We start from the raw sequence: 23,071 nt of genomic DNA on the forward strand, positions 1-23,071 counted from the left end.
TAAGAATTGATTAGAATATTTAGTTTAATATTGATTTTAAAGCCTCATTAATTGTAGGAAAAATAAATTTAAACCTTAGCTTTTTAAATTTTTTAGATTGTACATTTTGTCCCTCTAAAACTACACGTGCTCCATCTCCTAAAATTAATTTTAGTATTGGACCTGGCACCGCCAAAAGGCTTGGCCTTCCAAGTACTTTGCCAAGTAAACTTGCAAACTCATTCATTCTTACTGGATTTGGTGCAACTCCATTTATTACACCTGAAAAAGACGAATTTTTAATACTTTCGTTAATCAGATTACAAATATCTGTTCTATGTATCCAGCTCATCCATTGTTTTCCATCTCCAATAGGACCTCCAAGACCAGCTTTGAAAATGGGTAGCATTTTTCCAAGTGCTCCTCCATCTTTGGCCAATACAATTCCAATTCTTATAATTAAAAGTCGAGTTGCTCTTGGTTTGTTTTTTGCAATAGTTTCCCATTCTTGACATAAATTAGCTAGGTAATCATCACCAGGAATATCTTCTTCAGTAAATTCAGTTTGAGAATGTGAGCCATAAAAACCAATCGCAGAAGCGTTAATTAGGACTTTTGGGGATTTTTTTAGATTACGAAGGTTTTGAATCAGATTTTTAGTTGTTTCTAGGCGACTATTGGTAATCTCTTTGCAATGTTCGTCAGTCCATCTTTTTTCAGCAATTGGCTCGCCTGCAAGGTTTATTACTCCCTCACAGCTTTGAAGCGAGCTTTGCAATTCTTCATTATTCCAAGAAGAAGAGTCAGCGGGATTCATTTGAATAACCTTGATCTCTGAGCTATTAACTGTCATTTTTATTTTTTTTTCGGATTGTCTAGATATGATCGTGAGTTTGTGGCCTTCACTAATGAGTAAAGGAATTAATTCTCGTCCTATGAAGCCAGTGCAACCAGTAAGAAATAATTTCATGATCTCTTCAGTTATATTTGCTTAGCTTAAAGGGATTTTCATTAACTTATGGAGTTTTCATTCAAGAATATTGGGGTACTAGAATTTTCAATTTCTTAATGACATGATTTTTATTATTTTGTATTAACTGTTATTCTTCGTTTAAACCTTTGAATGAAGTCATTTAACTTTTTTTGATTATTTAACATGTCTGATCAACCTGCAAAAGTAGATGATTCACAATCACCTCCAAAAGTAATTAAGAAATTCAGAAAAGGAGATCTTATAAAAGTCGATCGTGTGAAATATTTAAATAGCTTAGAATCTAAAGCAAGTGATAATAATTTACCTGAATATATTTTTCAAGGTCCAGGAGAGGTACTACTTATTAAAGGTGATTATTGTCAAATTAGGTGGAGGAGACCTGTTCCTGATGTCTGGATAAGTTCTGATCACATAGTTTCATATTAGTAACTATGTGATCAATATTATTTATTAAAAAGCCATTCTTTTTTATTTGTTTGTAAGAATTTTCTTTTTTTCTTTGCTTCTGCAATCATTGACTTGCCATCGTGTAGATAATTATCAACATAACCCATAGTGTAGCGCTCTAATTCATTAAGACCGTCCTCAACTTGTGATAAGCAATGATAAAGATCTAAGCTAAAATCTTTAATTAGAGAAGGACTTGCAATAGAGGTATATATTATTTTTACTTTATTAATTTTGCTTTTACTTTTTTCAAGATATAAGCAGAAAGTATCCATTAATAACTCATCATAAGGGTCTGCTGACAAGTCTCTGATTTTTGCTGGTAAAGGATTAACTATTTGACCAAGTAATTTATCGATTGGGATATAAATATTCTTAAACCAAGTTTTTATATCTTCAGATTGCGAGGAATGAGTGGTCTCTTTTTTATATCTAGTTTCCCTGTTAGCATTACAATTATCAATTTTATTTACTTTATTATTCTTGTGCTTTGTCTTTAATATTTCCCATGCAGCATTTATTTCGAGCATTACTTTTATATCTCCTCCTTTATCTGGATGATGTATTTTTACAAGCTCTCTATATGCCTTTTTAATATCTTGGAGGTTTGTCTTGGGATGAACTTTTAATATTTGATATGGGTCGCTAGTCATTTAAAAAGATTATTTATTTTTTAGAGATACTCATTTCCTCTAACTGGATTTGCAGGAATAGAAGTAAACATAGTTGTCGAAAGATATCTTTCTCCAAAGCTAGGTAAAATAACAACTAAACGCTTATTGGCAAATTCAGATTTGCTACCAATCTTGAGCGCTGCCGCTACTGCCGCTCCACTGCTTACTCCACTTAGTAAACCTTCCTCTTTTGCAAGCCTCCTTCCTATTTCCATTGCTTCATCATCACTGATTTGTATTACTTCATCAAGTTGACTCATATCTAATACATTAGGTATAAAACCAGCACCAATTCCTTGTATTGCATGAGTTCCAGATTTACCTCCTGAGAGTATTGGACTAGATGATGGTTCTACAGCAAAAACCTTAATTTTAGGATTATTTCGTTTTAAAAATCTTGCACAACCAGTTATTGTTCCTCCTGTTCCTACACCAGCAATTAATCCATCCAGTTTTCCTTCGCAATCTTTCCATATCTCTTCGGCGGTAGTTTTTTCGTGAATTTCAGGATTCGATAAGTTATCGAATTGCTGAAGTAAATATGAGTTTGGAATCGATGCTACTAATTCTTTGGCTAGATGAATAGCGCCTTGTATCCCTTCTTTCCCAGGAGTTAGTTGAAGCTCTGCTCCAAATGCTCTGAGCATAGAACGTCTTTCAGTACTCATTGTGTCAGGCATTGTAAGGATTAGTCGGTATCCTTTCGCTGCCGCTACCATTGCCAAAGCAATACCAGTATTACCGCTAGTGGGCTCAATTAATACAGTCTGACCAGGTTTGATTGTGCCTTCTCTCTCGGCTGATTGCACCATTGCTCCAGCTATGCGGTCTTTTACTGAAGCTGTTGGGTTAAAACTTTCTAATTTGGCGACGATTTCCGCCTTGCAATTAAATTCATTAGGTAATCGATTTAGCTTGACCAGAGGTGTTTGGCCCACTAGAGCAGTTATGTCATTAGCAATTTTCATCATCTTATAAAAAACTGGTATCAGTTTCGAGGTAAAAAAGTTATTTAAGAATTCAACTCTTATTCAATAATGCTTGAATATTTTTTTTTCAAAAGCTTTATTGACCTTTTAGAGATATAAATAGATGGAATAATTTTTTGGTATTGACTGAGAGAGTTTCCCAAAACTATAGACCTCCAATCTTGTGGATCTTTCTTTTTTGGACAATAGCTTGTGTAATTGCATTTATTTCTCTTGGGAACTTGCCTTTGAGAGATTTTGACGAAGCAACAGTTGCTCGAGTAGCGCTGGAATTGAACCAAAAAAGTGGACTAGATAGATTGCTACCTTCGATCTGGGATGAACCATATTTGAATAAACCCCCAGGTTTGCATTGGATAATTTCTTTTGCTATCTGGATTAGGCAAAAATTTCAACATAATATTGAATTTTTACCTTCCGAGTTTTGTATAAGATTTTTTCCAGCACTTTTTTCTACTTTTGTTGTGCCTTTGGGAGGGCTGATTCAATGGAATTTACGGCCTAAAGATCGAATTTCTTGTATTACTACATCAGCTATTTTATTGACTTTATTGCCAATTGTTAGGTACGGACGAATGGCAATGTTGGATGGGACACAGCTGAGTGCGATTGCATTTTTATGGTTTTGCTTATCATCAATAGAAAATAACAGGTCAAACAAAGTTAAGTTTTTAGGAGCTGGATTTGCTTGTAGTTTCATGCTTTTACTCAAGGCCCCTGTAATTATTCCTGCACTTTTAGCGTCTTTATTACCTTTGATTTGGGAAAACAGGTCAAGAAATTATTTCAATAATCTTTCATGGGGATGGTTTTTTTATGGCCTAATCCCTGGCTTCGCTTGGCATTTATGGAATGTATTTTCCTATGGCTCTGGAGCTTTATGGATGTGGTGGGGTGATGGTGCAGGAAGAGTTTTGTTTAAAGAAGGTTCTGGTAGTGAGCTTGGCTTTCTAGTCCCAGTAATTGAAATATTTGAAGGAGGATGGCCTTGGATTCTTGTATGGCCAATTGGAGTTGTATGGGCATTTTCTCATCTGCATACTCGTTGGGGAACTTGGGCTTTTAGTACACAAATAATTATTGCTGGAAGTATTTTACCCTTGAAACTGCAATTGCCTTGGTATATACATCCTTTTTGGTTGCCTTTTGCTTTATTATGTGGTCCACCAATTGCTTGGTTAATTAACAGAAAAGATTATGATTATGTTCTTGCTAGGAAAATATTAAGCATAATCCCTTATGTAATATCTTTCATTGGATTATCTCTATTGATTCTCTCTTTACTATTGAAATTCAACTTATTAAATTGGGGAGAAGAATACTTTAATATAATTTTTTCTATAAGTTCTGGTTGGCTGATTGGGGCACGATTACTATCAAATTCAAGAAAGAATATTAGGAAAATTGGTTTTTTGGGGATAATTCTAGGAAGCGTAATTGGCTTAATCTTCTTTGTAAGTTCAAAATTTTGGTTATGGGAAATAAATGAGAATTGGGATGTAAGACCAGTAGCTGAATTGATATCTGACTTACCTAATCAAGAAATTTATATTGGTAATAGCTTTGAGCGTCCAAGTTTAAATTGGTATGCACAAAAACAAATAAAAAGTTTTGACAAGAAAACTCAGACTAAATGCAAGGTTATTAAGGAAACTAATGATTGGGATCTTTATACATGCAATGAATAAATTAAATATTATTTTTTTAACATATTTTTCACTTATTTTGATTTTTTTTGCAAGAATTAAATAGTTATTAGTTTTTTTAAAGTGTATTGTATCGAGCTTACTATTAAGTTAAGCCCTTTACCTTTGATAGTTCAGAGGAAAGAGCATGAAGATGCTAAACGAGTTTATTCTGAAGTTATAGATTCTATTCAGAAAGGTAATCAAAGGCTTTTAGAATTGACCTGTGAAAAAGTTGAGGATAAAAAAATTACTGTTCTAGTAAGTGAAATTATTGCTATACAAATTTATGAAAAAACAAGTAGTGGTGGCAGTAGTAAACGTCCTGGATTTTCACTTGAAAATTAAGAGAAAATGGGAGTTATTCAATTTTGAAACCAACTGAGTTTGGCGATTTGGAATTCGATAAAGTTTCTTTTTCTTGGCCCAATGGAGTCAATGTTATTGATCAATGCTCGTTTTCAATTAAAAAACCTGGGTTGTGGATGTTGGTAGGAGAAAATGGAAGTGGTAAAAGTACCTTGTTTCGCCTAATAACTGGAGTAATTCGACCTAAAAGTGGAAGAGTTTTCTGTTCTTTGAAGCCATCATTGGTTTTTCAAAATCCAGACCATCAATTGCTTATGCCAACTTGTAAAAGTGAGTTGATCCTTTGTGTACCGAAAACTATTCCTCAAAGTAAGTTATTTGAGTTGATTCAATCAGCCCTTGAAAAAGTCGATTTAGGAGAAATGTTAGATAGACCTATTCATACCCTTAGTGGAGGACAAAAGCAGCGATTAGCTCTTGCTTGTGCAGTGGTAAGTGATTCTAATTTACTTTTACTTGATGAGCCGACTGCTCTTTTAGATCCTCAAAGTCAAAAGTCAGTCTTAAAAGTTGTGAAGAAGTTAACAAGTTCCTCAACTGATCCAATTACTGCAATATGGGTAACTCATCGTTTAGAGGAATTGTTTTACTGTGATGGTGCGGCAATACTTAAAAATGGAGCTATTGGAAAATGGGATTCTGGTTCAAAAGTGTTCCAACAATTAAAATCACTTGCCCTTAGGTAGCTGGCAAGGTTAAGTTCTTAATGTTGTAATCCTCGGTAGCTCAGCGGTAGAGCGATCGGCTGTTAACCGATTGGTCGCAGGTTCGAATCCCGCCCGGGGAGTTTTTAAAAAAAATTGAAATCATTGATTGACTGTCATATAAATTTTTTGGAATTTTCTAGATTCAAAAACTATTTATTAATCGACAAGAGGAAATAAATATTCCAAGGAAAGCTTTTTATGTGCGTTTTCTAAGCAAGTTTTCAGAGATCCTTAACAGAAACACCTTCGAATTGGAAGACTTTCTAAAGACAGTAGAACTTTTTTTAGTTTTTTATCTTATGAAAAATCAGTGATAGCAGATGATCCTGCGGATTAAGCTATGGATAACCGGATTTTTCGAATTCTGCAATAAAAACAAAATTTTGAGAGAATCATACAAATATTTAGTAATCGCTGTTGCGAGTACTTTTTTGTTACTTTGGCAATTATTAATGAAGCCTTGCATTTTACTTATTGAAGACGACCAGGACATGAGAGACCTGGTTGCAGGGCATCTAGAACATACTGGTTTTGATGTTCAAAGAGCTGAGGATGGCATTAAGGGGCAAGCTCTAGCTTTGCAATATGCTCCTGATCTTATTCTTCTTGATTTAATGCTTCCAAAGGTTGATGGTTTAACCCTTTGCCAGCGCCTAAGAAGAGATGAAAGGACAGCGGGAATACCAATACTTATGATTACGGCTTTGGGTGGTATTAAAGATAAAGTCACGGGATTTAACTCAGGTGCTGATGATTACATAACAAAACCATTTGATTTAGAAGAATTACAAGTCAGAATAAAAGCTCTATTAAGAAGAACTAATCGTGCTCCTTTAGGAAGTAGTAATCAGCAAGAAATACTCAATTATGGACCTCTTACTCTTGTCCCTGAAAGATTTGAGGCGATTTGGTTTGAAGCTCCTGTGCGTTTAACTCACTTGGAATTTGAATTGCTGCATTGTTTAATGCAAAGGCATGGCCAGACAGTTGCACCTTCACTAATTCTCAAAGAAGTTTGGGGGTATGAACCTGATGATGATATTGAAACGATTCGTGTCCATGTAAGACATTTGAGAACAAAGCTTGAGCCTGATCCAAGAAAACCTAAATTCATAAAAACTGTTTATGGTGCTGGATATTGCTTGGAATTACCAACTGGGGATAAAATAAATGAAATTCAACCCTTAATATTGCAAGCAAGAGAAGAGAGCTCTTCAAAAAAAAATACTGATGAAAGGGTCACTGTTTAATTAATAAAGTTTATTTCCAATAAAGCTACTTCCCAAGCCAGTCTTGGTTGTACGTAACTTATTAATTGTTGCCTAAGCTGCTCGAATTTTTTGATAAGAGTTGAATTTTTTTCTCTTTCCCAAATTCTATTTTGTTGGAAATTGATTAACCATAATTGATGATCTATATCTAGTTCATCGGTAATTTCTTTTGCTAGTTTTAATACTTCAATTTGATTAGTTAATTTCATTTCTAGCTTTTCTCGCAAACCATTTGAAATACCTAACCAATATTGAATATTTGTTAGGTATCGCCCTGGGGATCCATATGAAAAGGCAATTAGTTCTTTAACTTTTTCTTTAGTTATATCATTTATTTCTTGAACGACTTTTAGGCTTTTAATGATTGTACTTACTTGATCATCATTTAAGCGTAGAAAAGGTACTATTTGACATCTTGATCGAATGGTTGATAATAATTTCTCGGGCCGTTGGGTTATTAGAATAAATAATCCTGCGTTTGGCTCTTCAAGGGTTTTTAATAATGCATTTGATGCAGATTCGTTCATCTTTTCAATATCTTCAATTATCACAATGCTTCGTTCTGATTCCAATGGCTTCTTGGCTAAGAATTCTATTATTTCTTTAATTTGATTAAGTCTTATTTGAGCTGGTGATTTTATATTTATACTTTCTAATTTTGCTTTTTCCTGAGAAATACTTTTACCTTGAACCATATAAGATGGTTCTATAAATAATAAGTCAGGATGATTATTATTTTCTATTTTCCTCTTGGTGTCTTCTTTATCAGGATTTGTATTTAGAATTGATTGAATAAAAACTTTTGCAGTTTTTTTTCTTCCTACTCCTTCTGGACCTGAGAATAAATATGCTGTTGAAATATGTTTTTTTGAAATAGAAGATTTTAAAATTTGAATTGCTAAATCTTGACCATATATTTTATTAAATTCATCCATTTTATCTATCTTTTAATAACTTATTGATCTCAGATTTCATCTCGAATATAATTTCATCTTTAGACTTCATAGCAGATATTTTTTTCCAATGATTCTCCTCAGATAATTCCTGAAAGCCTTTAGATACATTTGATAAAAAGTCTCTACCTTCTTTTTCCATTCGATCGTCTTTTCTACTTATTCTTCTTTTTATACTTTCGTCAACTGATATATCTAATAGAAATGTGATATCTGGAGAAATGCCTTGAGTGGCAATCCTTTCAAGATCTTTAATTAATTTGATATCTAATTTTCTACCATAACCCTGATAAGCAATTGTGGATCCACAAAATCTATCGCTTATTACCCAATCGCCTTTATTTAAAGATGGACGAATAATCTCATTTACATGTTGAGCTCTATCGGCGGCATAAAGTAAAAGTTCAGTAATCGAATCTGGGGTTTTTTCGATAGAAGTATCTAGTAGAAGTGATCTAATAGATTGCCCTAATTGAGTTCCTCCTGGTTCTCTAGTAATAATTAAGTGATTATTATCAGGAATGAAATTAGTGCCACTAAGCCATTTTGATAATTGATTGATTTGAGTAGTTTTTCCAGAGCCATCAATACCCTCAACAACAATAAACTTCCCTTTCATTTTGACTTCAAAGATAAAGCATTAAAGACAACGCTTATTGAGCTCAAAGCCATAAGTAAAGCCGCCAATGGAGGAGAAAGTAATAAGCCGAAGGAAGGTAAAAGTAGTCCTGCTGCGATAGGTAAAGCAATTAAGTTGTATCCAAATGCCCATGCAAGGTTTTGTCTTATTTTAAGCATTGCTTGTTTCGATAGTTGTAAAGAATTTGGTAATGCTTCCAAGTTCTCTCCTAATAAAACAAGATCAGCAGAATCTTGTGCTATTTGAGTTCCTGTCCCTATAGCGACTCCTAAGTCTGCAGCGGCGAGAGCTGGAGCATCATTAATTCCATCTCCTATCATTGCAACTAAACCCTTATTTTTTAAATCGTTTAACTTATCTAGCTTGTCTGAAGGTAACATTTGCCATTCAATTTGTTTTTTACTAAAACCTAATTTTTCTCCTAAAGATATAACTGCTGAATCTCTATCACCACTGAACAAACTTAGTGAAAAGCCTCTAGAGCGCAATTTGTTTATTGAAAGGAAAGCATCTTTCCTTATCTGGTCATCAATTAAGAAAAATCCTAATAATTTTTCCTCCATAGCAACTGCAACTATAGATTGAGATTTACTTTTTGAAAGCTTGAAATTTTCTTCAATAATTTCATTCCATTCAACTCCTTCACTCCTTATCCATTCGGGAGTTCCAACTCTTATTAATCCATCTAAATCTTGGATTTTGCCAGATAAGCCTTTCCCTGCAAATGTCATTGAGGATGAAACTTGCTCTAATATGATTTCTTTTTTATTTGCTTCTTGAATAATTGCTTGAGCAAGCGGATGTCTACTATCTTGCTCTATGCTTGCTGCCAATCTCAGCATTTCTTTTCTTGTTGTGTCTTGGTTTTCCCAGGAGCCCACAACTAAAGGTCTTCCAATTGTGAGAGTTCCTGTTTTATCAAAAATGATTTGACTTACTTTGGATGCCATTTCAATTACATCACCCCCCTTGAAAAGCCAACCTCTTTTTGCAGCTTCCCCTGAGGCAACAGTTATTACTGTTGGAGTAGCAAGACCTAAAGCACATGGACAAGCAACAACTAAAACAGCTATCGATAATTGAAATGAGAGACCAATTGGTGTTTGAGCTGCATTCATTAAATGATCATGCAAATGATGACTTTGCATAAAACCTGAATTAGAAACCTCTAAAACTTCTGGCCATATTTTTGTTCCAATCTTCCACCAAAAAAGAAAAGTAATAAATGCAAGTGATGTAACTCCATAGCAGAAAATTCCTGCAACCTTATCAGCTAATCCTTGAATCGGCGCTTTTCTGGCTTGGGCTTCTTCTACTAAACTAATTATTTTAGCTATTGCTGTTTCCGAACCTATTTTTTGTACTTCTAGAGTAATTGTTGATTCTAAATTCAAGCTACCTGAAGGGAGTTTGGTGCCTGGGGATGCGTCTAATGGTAAAGATTCTCCAGTTAAACTTGAGATATCTATCGCTGAATTTCCTTTTATAACTAATCCATCAACTGGGATTCTATCTCCGGCTAATAATTGGATCTTTTCTCCTGGTCTTAACGCCCCTATTCTGATTTCACGAGTTTCATTATTTTCTAAAACTAAATTTGCTGTTTCAGGTTGTAATTTTGCTAATTCTTTTAATGCAGTGCCTGTTTTGATTCGAGCACGTTCTTCTAAAAAACGACCTAACAAGACAAATCCAAGCAGCATCACTGGTTCATTGAAAAAACATGGCCAACCAACTCTTGGCCAAATCAAAGCAATTATGCTTGCGATGTAAGCACTCAACACACCAAGACTGACTAAAGTATCCATTGTCGGTGTGAAAATCATTGCTGAATTTATACCTGCTTTTAAAATTGATCTTCCTGGTCCAAGTAAAGAAAATGTTGCTAGTGCAGCATGAAATGGTAATGATCCAATAATTGGGACAGATATTTGTTGTCCCTCAACTAAGTGTCCCATTCCAGAGAGAATTAGTAATGAAGTGGCAATTATTAATTGTCGCCATTTATTCCATAAATTTAGATTTTCGTTTGTCTCTAATTCGATATTCTTAGAAACTGTTTGATAGTCTCTTTCTTTTGAAGGAAAACCTTTAGATGTAAGAGTTTGTATTAGGTCAGTAAGCGATTGATTAGGCTCTTCAATTTCTATAAAAGCAGTTTTTGTCACTAAATTAACGCTTGCATTATTTACCTTGGGGTAACTTTTAATTATTTTTTCAACTGCCTGAACGCAACTTCCGCACTTCATCCCATCTATATCAAGCAGAATTGAATTTTTGCTTTGGGCAATCTTTTTGTTGCTCAAGGGAATATGAATTTCTAGTACTTATTCTAAATTTAATAAATAAAAAACATCTTGCATTTATTTAATAATTTATTAATACATGAAAATTAGTTTTATTAATTCTATCCTTTTTTCTTATTTTCAGGCAGGATAGAATGATATGTATTGATGTTGGTTCAATTGTGCCTCGAAGTCAAAACAAAGACAATTTTCTTGATAAGGCTTTCACGAAAATGGCTGAAGGAATAGTGAAAGTGATGCCAATCGCCTCTAAAGAAAAGGAAGCCTATCTTTATTATAGAAAAGGTTTAGCAGCTCAAAATGATGGAGATTACTCAGAGGCTCTTGAGTATTATGAGGAGAGCTTAAAACTTGAAGACAATCAAGTTGATAGAGGTGAGACATTAAAAAATATGGCAATAATTTATATGAGTAATGGAGATGAAGAGAGGGCCCTAAATACATATAAAAAAGCTTTGGGACAAAATCCCAAGCAGCCATCTTGCTTAAAAAATATGGGTTTAATTTATGAAAAAAGAGGCAGAATGGCTCAAAGAAATGGTAATCAAGATGAAGGGGATATATGGTTTGACCAAGCTGCCGAAGTATGGAGTAAAGCAGTTCGCCTGTATCCTGGAGGATATTTAGATATAGAGAATTGGCTCAAGACGACAGGTAGAGGAAATGTTGATGTTTATTTATAAATAAATTCATTGTTGATCAAATATTATTTAACGCAACAATTAAAGCTTGATTTATATTTGATACTTTTATTATTTCCAAGTTCTGATTTGTTTCAAATTCATTTGTATGTATTCCATCTGGGATAATTATTTTCTTATATCCAAGTCGAGTAACTTCATTAATTCTTTGTCGCATTTGCCTAACTAATCTTAATTGACCAGCTAGGCCTATTTCACCAATAAATACGATACCTTCTTCAAGTTCAATATTTTTAAAGCTCGAAACTATTGCGGCAGCTATCCCTAGATCAGCCCCAGGTTCTTCAACTTCTAATCCTCCAGCCACAGCAAGATAACAATCGTATCTCGACAGTGATAAATTCATATTTTTTTCTAGAACTGCCAAAATCTGATGCAGCCTATTGATTTCAATACCAGTGGTAGTTCTTCTTGGGCTGGAATAACTAGTGGGATTTAAAAGTGCTTGTATATCTATCGCTAATGGCCTTGTTCCTTCGCAAGTCACAATTGTTGAAATTCCAGGAGCTGAGGTTTTACTTAAAAACAAGTCACTTGGATTAGATACTTCCGATAATCCATTTGTTTGCATATCAAAGACTCCTAATTCAGAAGTGGCGCCAAATCGATTTTTTACACCTCTAAGTAGTCTGTGAGTAGCAAATTTATCTCCTTCAAAAGTGAGTACGGCATCAACAAGATGTTCTAGAACTTTTGGTCCCGCCAACATTCCATCTTTAGTGACGTGGCCAATTATTAAAAGAGATATGTTTTCTCTTTTGGCAATTTGCTGTAAAGCTGCTGAACATTCTCTAACTTGTGCTACTGATCCAGGAGAACTAGATAAATTTTGATCGTGTAAAGCTTGGATGCTATCAATAACTGCAACTGCAGGTTTTAAGTAATTAAGCTCTTTTATCACTAGCTCTAGATCAGTTTCTGCAAGTAAGTGAAGATTGGATTGAGAATTCTCAATTCGATTCCATCTGAGTTTTACTTGTTCAGCTGATTCTTCAGCGGCTATATAGAGCACTGATCTTTCATGAGCCATTGCAGTAGCACTTTGTAAAATCAAAGTGCTTTTCCCAATACCAGGTTCTCCACCAACTAATACAAGCGATCCAGGGACTAATCCTCCTCCAAGCACTCTGTCAAATTCTTTATATCCACTAGGAATTCGGTTAATTATTTGGTTTTTTGTATGGCTTATAGGCTCTGATCTATATGGAGATTTTTCTGTAGCAGAATTAATCTTTGTGTAAATAGATTTATCTGTTTTTTGATTGATTTTTTCTTCTATTATTGAATTCCATTCTCCACAATTGTTGCAGCGGCCAAAGAATTGTCTCGTTTGAGCACCGCAACTTTGACAGACATAAATAGAGACAGAACGAGACACTTAGTTGTAAAAAGGAAGTTGGTTGTAGTTGAATAAAGAAAGTGATCTTTAATTTTTGGTGCACCCTCATTTAAGATCTTTTAGCAGCCGCCAAATCTAAGGAAAAATGACGGCCACTAGTACCTCAAAGGAAACCATCCTCGTAGCCGATGATGAGGCAAGTATTAGGAGGATCCTAGAAACTCGCCTATCCATGATTGGCTATCAGGTCGTTACAGCTTGTGATGGCAATGAGGCGCTAGATCTTTTTAGAAATTGTGAGCCTGATTTAGTTGTGCTTGATGTCATGATGCCTAAATTAGATGGTTATGGGGTTTGCCAGGAACTAAGAAAGGAATCGGATGTCCCAATAGTTATGTTGACAGCTTTGGGGGATGTTGCAGACAGAATTACTGGTTTAGAGCTTGGTGCAGATGATTATGTTGTCAAGCCATTCAGTCCAAAAGAATTAGAAGCCAGAATTAGATGTGTTTTGAGAAGAGTTGAAAAAGAGCAAATAGCTGGACTGCCTAATTCAGGTGTTATTGCAGTTATGAATTTAAAGATTGATACAAATAAGCGTCAGGTTTATAGAAATGATGAACGTATCAGATTAACAGGCATGGAATTTAGCCTTTTAGAACTTCTTGTCAGTCGTTCTGGAGAACCTTTTAGTCGAGGCGAGATTCTGAAAGAAGTTTGGGGATATACACCTGAAAGGCATGTTGATACAAGAGTAGTGGATGTTCATATTTCTAGGCTTAGATCAAAGCTTGAGGATGATCCAGCAAATCCAGAATTAATTCTTACGGCAAGAGGAACAGGGTATCTTTTTCAGAGAATTGTCGATTCTATGATTCCTGAAGGATCATAAATTCAGTGGAAAAAAATCACCTCAATAATAAAACTAATCGTTCTAAGGCAATAAGACGATTGGTTATTTGGTATAGGCGAAACTCTGCAGTGACAAGTCTTGTAGACACTGCAACAAGCTCTGCTACTGCAGCAAGTAATGTTGCTGGAACAGTCGTTTCCAATGCTGGTTCTGTAGTTACAAGTGCAGGTTCAATTGCTAGGAGCACATTAGAACCATTTGTATTTGACCCTCTTAGAAGATTGCAGGGAGGTGAAAGTACAGAGGAGAAAATTGGAATTCAAGCTTCAGAAAGGATATGGGTCGCTGTAGATGGAATGGGAGGAGATTTTGCCCCTGGAGCAATTCTTGATGGGTGTTTGAAATCTTTGTCACTGCTTCCACTGAAAATTCAATTTGTAGGTGAAATTGAAAAAGTAAAAAAAGCAGCAATTGAATTTGGCTTAAAAGAATCTCTTGATAAAGCTATAGATGAGGGGCATTTTAAATTAATTCCCAGTGGTATCTCAGTTGGTATGGATGAGGAAGCTACTGCAGTGCGTAAAAAAAAGGATGCCAGCATAAATGTTGCTATGAAGTTGGTTAAAGATGGCAAAGCAATGGGTGTTTATTCAGCTGGAAACTCTGGAGCAATGATGGCCTCAGCCATTTTTAAGTTGGGTCGTTTAAAAGGTATTGATCGTCCAGCAATTGGGGCTTTATTCCCAACTAAAGATCCTGGACAACCAGTTTTGGTTTTAGATGTTGGTGCAAATATGGATTGCAAGCCAACTTATTTGCATCAATTTGCTCTTCTAGGCAATATTTATTGTCGAGATGTTTTGCAAGTAGATAAGCCAAGAATAGGATTATTGAATATTGGAGAAGAGTCCTGTAAAGGTAATGATCTTTCGCTAGCAACTTACAAACTGTTAGATGAAGAAGAACGTTTCTACTTCGCTGGAAATTGTGAAGGAAGAGATGTTCTTTCAGGAGATTTTGATGTTGTGGTTTGTGATGGGTTTACAGGAAATGTTTTGCTGAAATTTTTAGAGTCAGTTGGTAGTGTTCTTTTGGGAGTGTTGAGAGCAGAGTTGCCAAGAGGGCGAAGAGGCAAAGTAGGTTCTGCTTTTTTGAGAAATAATTTGAAACGAATAAAAAAACGTTTAGATCATGCCGAACACGGTGGAGCTTTGCTTTTAGGTATTAATGGGATTTGTGTTATTGGGCATGGTGGTAGTAAAGCTTTATCTGTTTTAAGTGCTTTAAGAGTGATGCATTCAGCTGCAAGCCATGGAGTAATGGATGATTTGGCTGATTTAAATCAACCAGAAGTTTTAAAGGTCTAATTGGTACTGTCCTAGCATGTGATTGACTTATGAAATGAGGGGCTTTTTTTAGATTTGATTAGTAATTCTCAATCGGAATCAGGAATATCTTTTGTGGGGTGTGGAAGTGCTACTCCTCCAAAGATAATCAATAATGACCAACTTGGTCAGAGAGTAGATACCAATGATGAATGGATTAAAAGTAGAACTGGGATTCGTGAAAGAAGGGTTATTGGAGAGAATCAATCTTTGATTGATTTGGCTTCAGATGCTGCATTGAAAGCTATAAAAATGGCTAATTGGGATGAAAAAACTATTGATTTAATAATTCTTGCAACATCTACTCCTGAAGATTTATTTGGATCGGCGCCTAAAATTCAATCAAACTTGGGAGCGTCTAATGCAGTAGCTTTTGACCTGACAGCAGCTTGTAGTGGCTTTTTATTTGCTTTGGTAACTGCTTCACAGTATTTAGCTTCTGGGTCTATGAAAAGGGCAGTTGTGATCGGAGCAGACCAATTATCAAAATGGGTTGATTGGGATGATAGAAAGACTTGTGTTTTGTTTGGAGATGGAGCAGGAGCAGTAGCTGTTGAGGCAAATAAAAATGATAATGGCTTAATAGGATATGATTTGAAATCTGATGGAAGTAGAGGAGGATGTCTAAATCTTTCTCAATCAAATATTTTTTTAGATTTAGTTCAAGGAGCCACCTATCAAAAAGGCGAATATTTGCCAATCAGAATGGAGGGAAAGGAAGTTTACAAGTTTGCTGTTAAAGAAGTTCCAATCATTCTTGGAGAACTTTTAGATAAACATCAAATTGAGTCAGAGAGTATAGATTGGCTCTTATTGCACCAAGCTAATCAAAGAATTCTTGATGCTGTTGCTTCAAGATTTCTCATACCATCCGACAAAGTGCTCTCAAATTTGGAACACTATGGAAATACTTCTGCAGCAACGATCCCATTAATGCTTGATGAGGCAGTAAGAGATGAAAGAATAAAGTCAGGCGATTTAATAGCTTGTAGTGGATTCGGTGCTGGCTTGAGTTGGGGAGCGGCTTTGTTTTATTGGCATGGTCCCTATTAGGCTGTAAAAAATTAATAAAGGAAATCATGTCTATTGCCTGGGTCTTCCCTGGACAAGGTTCTCAAAAATTAGGTATGGCAAATTCTTTACTTGAGTTGCCTGGCTCTCGAGATAGATTTGATTTGGCCTCTCAAATTCTTGGAAGAGATTTGTGGAAAATTTGTAGTGGGGAAGGTATTACTAATGAAGAAATCTTTGATTTAAACGATACGAGAAATACTCAACCTGCACTTTTTGTTGTTGAGTCACTACTAGTTGATGATTTAAAAAGACAAGAGAGGAAGACTCAAGTAATTGCGGGACATAGTCTCGGAGAAATTGTGGGTCTTTACGCATCAGAGGTTCTAGATGCGGAGTCTGCTTTGTTGTTATTAAAAAAAAGATCGGAATTGATGGCAGCGGCAGGAGGAGGCTCAATGATTGCGGTTTTGGGTTTTGATCGAAATGAACTCGATGATTTAATTAGAGAAACTGAGGGGGCGGCAATAGCTAATGACAATAGTGAATCTCAAGTTGTTTTATCTGGTTCTCCTGATGCAGTAGGTAAAGTGGCTAATAAATTAAAATGTAAAAGAGCTATACCTTTACAAGTTTCAGGTGCTTTTCATTCGATTTTCATGTCTGAAGCATCTAAAATCTTTGCTGAGGAACTTGATAAATTAACTTTTCTTGATGCTCAAGTTCCAATCTTAAGCAATGTGGATCCAACTCCAACTTTAAAAGGAGAAGTATTGAAGGATCGTTTGAAAAAACAAATGACTACTGGAGTTAGATGGAGAGAGACTATGAATGTCATGCAAAATGAAGGAGTAACTACAATGGTTGAGATTGGTCCTGGGAATGTACTTAGTGGTCTTGCTAAAAGATCTATGAAAGGGATTCTCACAAGTCAAATATCAAATGCAAGTGATTTGGGATATTGATTTTGGAACAATTAAAAGTTTTTGAGCACGATGGAACAAGTAATAAAAACACTCCTAGACAAAGTTTTGTTTATGGTTGCGTAAGTTACTTATTCGTTTTCCCGATTTTTCGATTTTTGTTTAGAGGGCGAACAATAGGAGTTTCGAATTTGCCCAAGACTGGTGGAGTTGTAGTGGTATCAAATCACGGTTCTCATTTAGATCCTCCTATTTTGGGTCATGCTTTGGGACGCCCAGTAGCTTTCATGGCCAAATCTGAACTTTTTAGAGTACCTATTTTGTCATTCATAATTTCTGCCTGTGGAGCCTATCCAGTTAAAAGGGGAGCTGGAGATCGAGAGGCTTTAAGAACAGCTTCTAATAGATTAATTGAAGGTTGGGCTACGGGTGTATTTCTGGATGGAACTAGACAAGATAATGGAAGAGTGAATGATCCAAAAGCAGGGGCTGCTCTACTGGCTGCAAGGACTGGTAGTCCTATTTTGCCTGTGGCAATTGTAAATAGTCATAGAGCTTTTCCAAAAGGTTCATTTTTTCCACGATTTGTATCTATTCATTTAAAAGTTGGCAAATTAATTCAACCTCCTTCAACACGTAAAAAAGAAGAGTTGAAATCAACTACTAAAGAAATCCAAATAGCTATAAATTCAATGCTGGATCAAGGTTTAATAAAAAACATATCAAATTAAATTACCCATATTTTGTGTTTAAAATATTAGAATTTATAGTTTTTTATGATCTATTGGTGAAGTTGGGTAAATGGGTAGTGTTTGTTGCCAGTTAGAATTAATTTTAAGAGTTTGACAGTATTGAGAAAATTCTATTAGTGAAATAATATCTTTTTCTACATTATTAGAAGAATAAATTGCAGGATTAATTTCTTTTTCATTGATTATTAATTTTGGAGCAATGAGTTCATTAAATTCATGGTAATTAGATTCTTTGTGGATTTTAATAAGTTTATATTTACCAGCAACTATTCCTCTTCTTGGCAAAGTATCTTTAATCCAAAAAGGATAATATATTTGGCTTTTATTCAGATCTTTGTAAAGTCTTGATGCCATTAAATGAAAGGAACTTATTGAATCTAAGGAACAATTAACTTGTTGTGCAATTGTTCTAGCCATTGAGATAGTTAATCTTGTGCTAGTAAAACTTCCAGGACCTTTTGCAACTGAAATTCGAATAATTTGAGTCCAAAACTCTTTGGGGAGTATTTTTTCTACACAACTAAATAATTTGTTAGATAATGATCTCCCAATATTAAATACTTCGCTTTTTATTATTTTTTCATGATTCTCTGTATCTTTAACTGCAATACCAAAAGATTCTGAACAGCTATGTAATGCTAATAAATATTTTGATTTTGAAGTATAGAAATTTTGCAATGAATTTATTATAGTTTTACTTTGGAATTTCTTCTCCAGGACGAAGCCTGCTCCATTTGCCTTGATCTAGTTGAAAACTATCACATCCTCTTACATCCCATTCAATTCCAATCTTGCTATCAGGCATATCCAAAATATTGATATGTATTTTTGGATTAGTTCCTTGAAAATCTGGATTTTGAGAAAGGTGTTTGACTCCGTGATGTTCTTCGACTGTGTAGTAAGTCTTGCATCTATCTACCCAGGCACAATCAACACAGATGCACATAACTATTTAGATAAAAACCTGGTGATATTTTGATAATTAAGGATACATTACTATCAATTGATCTTTTTGGAGATTTAAATCTAAAAGATTGGCCAATATCATTGGCTGATTTACCTCCTGGAAGTGCTTTAGTGGGAGGTTCTGTTAGAGATGGTTTGTTGAACAAATTGGGTCGAAAACCTGATTTAGATTTTGTAATACCAACAAGTGCTATTAAGTTCAGCGAAAATTTATCTAAAAAGATTAATGCAACTTTAATAAGGCTTGATGAAAAAAGAGATATTGCTCGATTAGTTGTTAATGGATGGACTCTTGATTTCGCTAGTCAGGCAGGTGGGAATCTTAAAGATGATTTATTTAGGCGTGATTTCAGGATTAATGCAATTGCTTTAAGGCTTAAAGAAAAACCAGAGATTTTTGACCCAACTGGAGGAATTGATGATTTGAAAACTCATAGGATTGTTGCAATAAGTGAGAAGAATTTAATTGATGACCCATTAAGAATTCTCAGAGGTTTTCGATTAATGTGTGAATTAAATTTCGTCTTAGATAGAAAAACAAAAAAATTTCTAAAAAATAATGTAGATAAATTAAGTAATGTTGCACCTGAAAGGATAAAAATGGAGATTTTAAAAATAGTTAATTCAGAATGGAATCCTTCAGTTTGGACAACTTATTTAGAACTAAAATTATTGAAAAATTGGTATGAAGATCAGGTTCCTCCAATTGAGCTAAAAAGCAAGTTTTTTGTATCTCAAGAGCTCAAAAATGGCAGTCCTTTAGCAAAATTAATTTGTTTACTTAGTGATGAGGGGTTATCAAGTTTGACATTTAGTAAGAATCAAATCAAAAGATGCAAGAATCTAAGGTTTTGGGTTAATAAAATTAACAACTTTGGTTTAGATAAACTTTCAGAAGATGAAAGGTTTCAACTTCACATTGATTTGGAAGAGGATTTACCATCTCTGATGCTTTTTTTGGAAGACAAATATATAAATCCTTGGCTGAAACGCTGGAAAGACCTCTCTGACCCTCTCTTTCACCCCTCTTCACCTTTGAATGGTTCATTGCTTCAGGAAGCCTTGAAGATACCTCCTGGCCCCTTTTTGGGAGAACTAATGAGACATCTTGCCAAGGGAAAAGCTTATGGACGATTCTTTACAAAAGAAGAGGCTTTAGAGGTCGCTCGTAAATGGACCCTAGAGAATTCACCCTTTTTGTGATTAACTACACACAAATCAAATTAATCTCGGCCGTATGCCGGCGTCTTCTTATCCCCTTTTTCTTACATGAGTGTCCGCCTCTACATCGGCAATTTGCCGCAAAATTTTAATGTTAAAGAACTTGAATCGCTCCTTGCATCTATAGGAGATGGAATCAAATTTAAAGCTGTTTTCGATAGAGATACCAAGGCTTGTAGGGGATTTGGTTTCGCAAATATTAAAGATGAAAATGTTGCCAATGAACTTATTGAGAAATTAAATGGTCACGAATTTAATGGTAATAAATTGAGGGTTGAACGTTCTGAGCGTAAAGATTCAAATTCAGGCAACTCAAGAAGAGGAGCCAATGGCAACAACGGAAATAAAGGCTCAAATCGTAAAGATGTTAAGAAAGTTGTACATAGTGATGCACCAATTAAAGAAGCTCCAGATCCAAGATGGGCTGGAGAATTATCAAAACTGAAGGAACTTTTAGCTAATCAAAAAACCCCTGTATAGATATTTAATTAATTAGTGTTCTAAGTTTATATTTTTCATCGTTGATAGTCATCAAATAAGAGATGGGTAAGTTTAAAGCTTTCACCCATCCTTTTACATATGCACGATTGTTGAAGACGTCATAATCTAATTTCTCAATTGAGTTTAGTATTCCGCTGTAAAGCCTCAAAGAGGTCCATATGGGCCACCGTGCATCTATTGAGAGCCATTTGATGCCTTCTTCAGATTTAATGAACCAATCTCTTGCTCTGGCTAATTGAAATGACATTAAAGCTTTCCAATTATCATTAATCGTTCCCTTTATTAGTTCTTCTTCTGAATAATTAAATTTAGCTAGATCCTCTAATGGTAAATATATTCGCCCTCTTCCTCTGTCTTCTCCAACATCTCTAAGAATATTGGTTAATTGATTTGCAATTCCTAAAGCAATTGCAGCTTGTGAAGTATCAGGAGATGGTTTATTGGGATTTGATGTATAGGCAGAATCAATTCCAATTACTCCTTGAGTCATCAAACCAACTGTTCCAGCGACGCGATAACAATAGAGTTCAAGTTCTTCAAATGTTTTGTATCTTGTTTTATCTAAATCCATTCTTTGGCCTTCAATCATATCGATATAAGGCTGAATAGATTGAGGAAATTTTTGAAGAGTATCAGCCAATACTGCATCAAGATCATCTTCGGTGTTCCCAGCAAATACTTTTTTTGTTTTGTCTTCCCATTTATTCAGTCGATCCGATAATTCATTCCTAGATTTCTTTTGAGCTTCACTGCTATCCATTAGCTCATCTGTTCTGCGACACCAAACATAAATAGCCCAAATGGCTTTGCGTTTAGCAGGGGGCAACAACATTGTGCCTAGGTAGAAAGTTTTAGCCCACAGTGCAGTTTCCTTTCTACATGCCTCGTAGGCATCCTCTAGATTCAAAGAAGACTGGGCCAAAATTAAAAATTTGTAGGTTTTTTTGTTTGCAATTTTCTATTGAATTGCAGTTCTGAAAAAGATTGTTTATACATTAAGACTTGGAAGAACTTATGTCAGTTGATGTTTGGATCTTTGATGCGCATAGCTTTCCACTTAAAACTGCACCTTCCATGGAAGCTAAATAGCGCTGCATTGTGTAATCACCGGTTAAGAAAAAGTTTCTAATGGGAGTCTTTTGATCAGGTCTTAAATCTTGGCACCCTGGTACAGCTTTATAGACCGATTGTGGAGTTTTTATTACTTTATATTTTCGTAATTTGGCTTGATTTTCTCCTGAAAAATGCATGGGAAAAAGTTTAATCAATTCTTTCATTGTGGCATCAATGATCTCTTCATCTTTTCGACTAATCCAGTCTTTGGCAGGAGCAAAAACTAATTCAAGCATCGAACGATTTGGATCTTCGTATTCTTTGCAGGTTATGCTCATGTCAGCGTAAACACTTAGTAGTGGTGATCTGCTGAACAATAAGTGGTCAATATCGGTAAGTTTTCGATCGAACCAAAGATGAATGTTAATAACTGGAACTCCCTTGAGTCCTTCAAGTTTTCGAAATATATCTTTAGAGGCCCATTTACTAGGCAAAATTGTTTTAAAAATATCTACTGGCATTGCGCTTACATATGCGTCGGCTTCAATTTCTTTCCCATTTGATTCTTTGGCACTGCCTATTAAGAAATTTTCAACACTTCCATCTTCATTTAAATTGATTTTTCTAAGTGGACTGTTCAAAAATACGTCTCCTCCTGCGGCTCTTATGTGATCAACCATTGGCTGACAAAGCCTTTCTGGTGGGGCTCCATCAAGGAATGCCATTTTTGACCCATTTTTTTCTTGTAAGAAGCGGTTTAATGCTGTGAGCAACACGGTTGAAGATATTTCATCAGGACCTATAAAATTAAGGGCTTTACTCATTGCTATAAAAACTTCATCATTTACTCTTTCTGGAATATTCTGTTTTTTTAACCATTCCGTCCAAGAGTACTTATCACAATCTTCTACATAATTCTGTCCACGTAACATAGCGGGTATAAGCCCTAGTCCAAACGAAATTTTTTCTGGCCAACTCAGCATGTCGTTATTGCTTAAAATAGCTGCCACTCCGTTTATTGGAGCAGGAAGATCAGGGAAATCAAAACGGCTATAAGTCCCTGGAATTTCTGGTTGGTTGAAAATCATTGAATGGCTTTTCCATTGGAGTCGATCTTCAATATTCAATTCTTTAAAAAGCTGAAGCATGTTTGGATATGCTCCAAAAAAGATATGCAATCCAGTTTCGTACCAATCTCCATCCTCATCTTTCCAGGCAGCAACTTTTCCACCAAGTACGTTTCTTGCCTCATAAACGAATGGTGTATGACCTGCATCGGCTAAGTATTTTGCACATGAAAGTCCAGCAAGTCCAGCTCCAGCAATTGCTACACGCATACTTAAATAAAAGAG

The 23,071-nt window shown here is 35.2% G+C and carries 24 protein-coding genes and 1 tRNA gene; 14 read left to right on the forward strand and 11 right to left on the reverse strand.

The window, feature by feature from the left end:
- Positions 1 to 19 precede the first annotated feature (19 nt).
- Complete coding sequence (locus tag DNJ73_RS00930) at positions 20 to 949, reverse strand: TIGR01777 family oxidoreductase (RefSeq protein ID WP_158465853.1); 930 nt, start codon at positions 947 to 949, stop codon at positions 20 to 22.
- 186 nt (positions 950 to 1,135) lie between these two features.
- Here DNJ73_RS00930 and DNJ73_RS00935 point away from each other — a divergent pair, with 186 nt between their 5' ends.
- Positions 1,136 to 1,399 (forward strand): NAD(P)H-quinone oxidoreductase subunit O, encoded by a 264-nt coding sequence (locus DNJ73_RS00935; protein ID WP_158465854.1) that lies wholly within the window; start codon positions 1,136 to 1,138, stop codon positions 1,397 to 1,399.
- Between the two features lie 17 nt (positions 1,400 to 1,416).
- Here DNJ73_RS00935 and DNJ73_RS00940 read toward each other — a convergent pair whose 3' ends face one another.
- The gene (locus tag DNJ73_RS00940; protein ID WP_158465855.1) at positions 1,417 to 2,073 is read right to left on the reverse strand and encodes a J domain-containing protein; all 657 of its coding nucleotides are present in this window, start codon (positions 2,071 to 2,073) and stop codon (positions 1,417 to 1,419) included.
- Positions 2,074 to 2,093: 20 nt separating this feature from the next.
- Positions 2,094 to 3,062, reverse strand: coding sequence for a cysteine synthase A (gene cysK / locus DNJ73_RS00945; protein WP_158465955.1), 969 nt, complete (start codon positions 3,060 to 3,062; stop codon positions 2,094 to 2,096).
- A gap of 143 nt (positions 3,063 to 3,205) precedes the next feature.
- On the opposite strand from cysK, the gene DNJ73_RS00950 reads away from it, so the two are divergent.
- The 5 genes from DNJ73_RS00950 to DNJ73_RS00970 all read left to right on the forward strand — a co-directional run bounded on the left by DNJ73_RS00950 (position 3,206) and on the right by DNJ73_RS00970 (position 7,094).
- A complete protein-coding gene (locus DNJ73_RS00950; protein ID WP_257473269.1) occupies positions 3,206 to 4,771 on the forward strand; it encodes an ArnT family glycosyltransferase in 1,566 nt (521 codons plus the stop codon).
- Positions 4,772 to 4,852: 81 nt separating this feature from the next.
- Positions 4,853 to 5,116 carry a hypothetical protein gene (locus tag DNJ73_RS00955; RefSeq protein WP_158465857.1) on the forward strand — a complete coding sequence of 88 codons (264 nt, stop codon included), beginning with the start codon at positions 4,853 to 4,855 and terminating at the stop codon, positions 5,114 to 5,116.
- A 23-nt stretch (positions 5,117 to 5,139) separates the two neighbouring features.
- Positions 5,140 to 5,823 (forward strand): ABC transporter ATP-binding protein, encoded by a 684-nt coding sequence (locus DNJ73_RS00960; protein WP_158465858.1) that lies wholly within the window; start codon positions 5,140 to 5,142, stop codon positions 5,821 to 5,823.
- A gap of 29 nt (positions 5,824 to 5,852) precedes the next feature.
- A tRNA-Asn gene (locus DNJ73_RS00965) sits at positions 5,853 to 5,924 on the forward strand.
- 372 nt (positions 5,925 to 6,296) lie between these two features.
- Positions 6,297 to 7,094: a response regulator transcription factor gene (locus DNJ73_RS00970; protein ID WP_158465956.1), complete on the forward strand. Its 798-nt coding sequence runs from the start codon at positions 6,297 to 6,299 to the stop codon at positions 7,092 to 7,094.
- On the opposite strand, the gene DNJ73_RS00975 is transcribed toward DNJ73_RS00970, so the two are convergent.
- The 3 genes from DNJ73_RS00975 to DNJ73_RS00985 are packed head-to-tail and all read right to left on the reverse strand — an operon-like array spanning position 7,091 to position 11,014.
- Entirely contained in the window at positions 7,091 to 8,050 is a 960-nt protein-coding gene (locus DNJ73_RS00975) for a DNA polymerase III subunit delta' (RefSeq protein WP_158465859.1), read from the reverse strand. The genes DNJ73_RS00970 and DNJ73_RS00975 overlap by 4 nt on opposite strands.
- A gap of 1 nt (position 8,051) precedes the next feature.
- On the reverse strand, positions 8,052 to 8,687 hold the full coding sequence (gene tmk / locus DNJ73_RS00980) for a dTMP kinase (protein WP_158465860.1): 636 nt from the start codon (positions 8,685 to 8,687) through the stop codon (positions 8,052 to 8,054).
- Positions 8,684 to 11,014 (reverse strand): heavy metal translocating P-type ATPase, encoded by a 2,331-nt coding sequence (locus DNJ73_RS00985; RefSeq protein WP_158465861.1) that lies wholly within the window; start codon positions 11,012 to 11,014, stop codon positions 8,684 to 8,686. Before DNJ73_RS00985 ends, tmk begins: the two co-directional genes overlap by 4 nt.
- 161 nt (positions 11,015 to 11,175) lie before the next feature.
- On the opposite strand from DNJ73_RS00985, the gene DNJ73_RS00990 reads away from it, so the two are divergent.
- On the forward strand, positions 11,176 to 11,697 hold the full coding sequence (locus DNJ73_RS00990; RefSeq protein WP_158465957.1) for a photosystem I assembly protein Ycf3: 522 nt from the start codon (positions 11,176 to 11,178) through the stop codon (positions 11,695 to 11,697).
- Between the two features lie 16 nt (positions 11,698 to 11,713).
- Here the strand turns inward: DNJ73_RS00990 and radA are convergent, their stop codons facing one another.
- Positions 11,714 to 13,093, reverse strand: a complete 1,380-nt coding sequence (gene radA / locus DNJ73_RS00995) for a DNA repair protein RadA (protein WP_158465862.1) — start codon at positions 13,091 to 13,093, stop codon at positions 11,714 to 11,716.
- Positions 13,094 to 13,199: 106 nt separating this feature from the next.
- On the opposite strand from radA, the gene rpaB reads away from it, so the two are divergent.
- The 5 genes from rpaB to DNJ73_RS01020 are packed head-to-tail and all read left to right on the forward strand — an operon-like array spanning position 13,200 to position 17,957.
- A complete protein-coding gene (gene rpaB, locus DNJ73_RS01000; RefSeq protein WP_158465863.1) occupies positions 13,200 to 13,946 on the forward strand; it encodes a response regulator transcription factor RpaB in 747 nt (248 codons plus the stop codon).
- A gap of 5 nt (positions 13,947 to 13,951) precedes the next feature.
- A complete protein-coding gene (gene plsX, locus DNJ73_RS01005) occupies positions 13,952 to 15,274 on the forward strand; it encodes a phosphate acyltransferase PlsX (RefSeq protein WP_158465864.1) in 1,323 nt (440 codons plus the stop codon).
- A 54-nt stretch (positions 15,275 to 15,328) separates the two neighbouring features.
- Positions 15,329 to 16,345: a beta-ketoacyl-ACP synthase III gene (locus DNJ73_RS01010; protein WP_158465865.1), complete on the forward strand. Its 1,017-nt coding sequence runs from the start codon at positions 15,329 to 15,331 to the stop codon at positions 16,343 to 16,345.
- A gap of 26 nt (positions 16,346 to 16,371) precedes the next feature.
- The gene (fabD, locus tag DNJ73_RS01015; protein ID WP_158465866.1) at positions 16,372 to 17,268 is read left to right on the forward strand and encodes an ACP S-malonyltransferase; all 897 of its coding nucleotides are present in this window, start codon (positions 16,372 to 16,374) and stop codon (positions 17,266 to 17,268) included.
- 2 nt (positions 17,269 to 17,270) lie between these two features.
- Positions 17,271 to 17,957 (forward strand): lysophospholipid acyltransferase family protein, encoded by a 687-nt coding sequence (locus DNJ73_RS01020; protein WP_158465867.1) that lies wholly within the window; start codon positions 17,271 to 17,273, stop codon positions 17,955 to 17,957.
- A gap of 33 nt (positions 17,958 to 17,990) precedes the next feature.
- Here DNJ73_RS01020 and tsaB read toward each other — a convergent pair whose 3' ends face one another.
- Positions 17,991 to 18,656 carry a tRNA (adenosine(37)-N6)-threonylcarbamoyltransferase complex dimerization subunit type 1 TsaB gene (gene tsaB, locus DNJ73_RS01025; RefSeq protein WP_158465868.1) on the reverse strand — a complete coding sequence of 222 codons (666 nt, stop codon included), beginning with the start codon at positions 18,654 to 18,656 and terminating at the stop codon, positions 17,991 to 17,993.
- A 16-nt stretch (positions 18,657 to 18,672) separates the two neighbouring features.
- The gene (locus DNJ73_RS01030) at positions 18,673 to 18,924 is read right to left on the reverse strand and encodes a Ycf34 family protein (RefSeq protein WP_158465869.1); all 252 of its coding nucleotides are present in this window, start codon (positions 18,922 to 18,924) and stop codon (positions 18,673 to 18,675) included.
- A 29-nt stretch (positions 18,925 to 18,953) separates the two neighbouring features.
- Here DNJ73_RS01030 and DNJ73_RS01035 point away from each other — a divergent pair, with 29 nt between their 5' ends.
- Entirely contained in the window at positions 18,954 to 20,147 is a 1,194-nt protein-coding gene (locus DNJ73_RS01035) for a CCA tRNA nucleotidyltransferase (RefSeq protein WP_158465870.1), read from the forward strand.
- A gap of 66 nt (positions 20,148 to 20,213) precedes the next feature.
- Entirely contained in the window at positions 20,214 to 20,645 is a 432-nt protein-coding gene (locus DNJ73_RS01040) for an RNA recognition motif domain-containing protein (protein ID WP_158465871.1), read from the forward strand.
- A gap of 4 nt (positions 20,646 to 20,649) precedes the next feature.
- Here DNJ73_RS01040 and DNJ73_RS01045 read toward each other — a convergent pair whose 3' ends face one another.
- Complete coding sequence (locus DNJ73_RS01045; protein ID WP_187152519.1) at positions 20,650 to 21,588, reverse strand: phytoene synthase; 939 nt, start codon at positions 21,586 to 21,588, stop codon at positions 20,650 to 20,652.
- A gap of 73 nt (positions 21,589 to 21,661) precedes the next feature.
- Complete coding sequence (gene pds, locus DNJ73_RS01050; protein WP_158465873.1) at positions 21,662 to 23,056, reverse strand: 15-cis-phytoene desaturase; 1,395 nt, start codon at positions 23,054 to 23,056, stop codon at positions 21,662 to 21,664.
- Positions 23,057 to 23,071 lie beyond the last annotated feature (15 nt).

The sequence above is a fragment of the Prochlorococcus marinus XMU1408 genome (assembly GCF_003208055.1).
Lineage (GTDB): Bacteria > Cyanobacteriota > Cyanobacteriia > PCC-6307 > Cyanobiaceae > Prochlorococcus_B > Prochlorococcus_B marinus_A.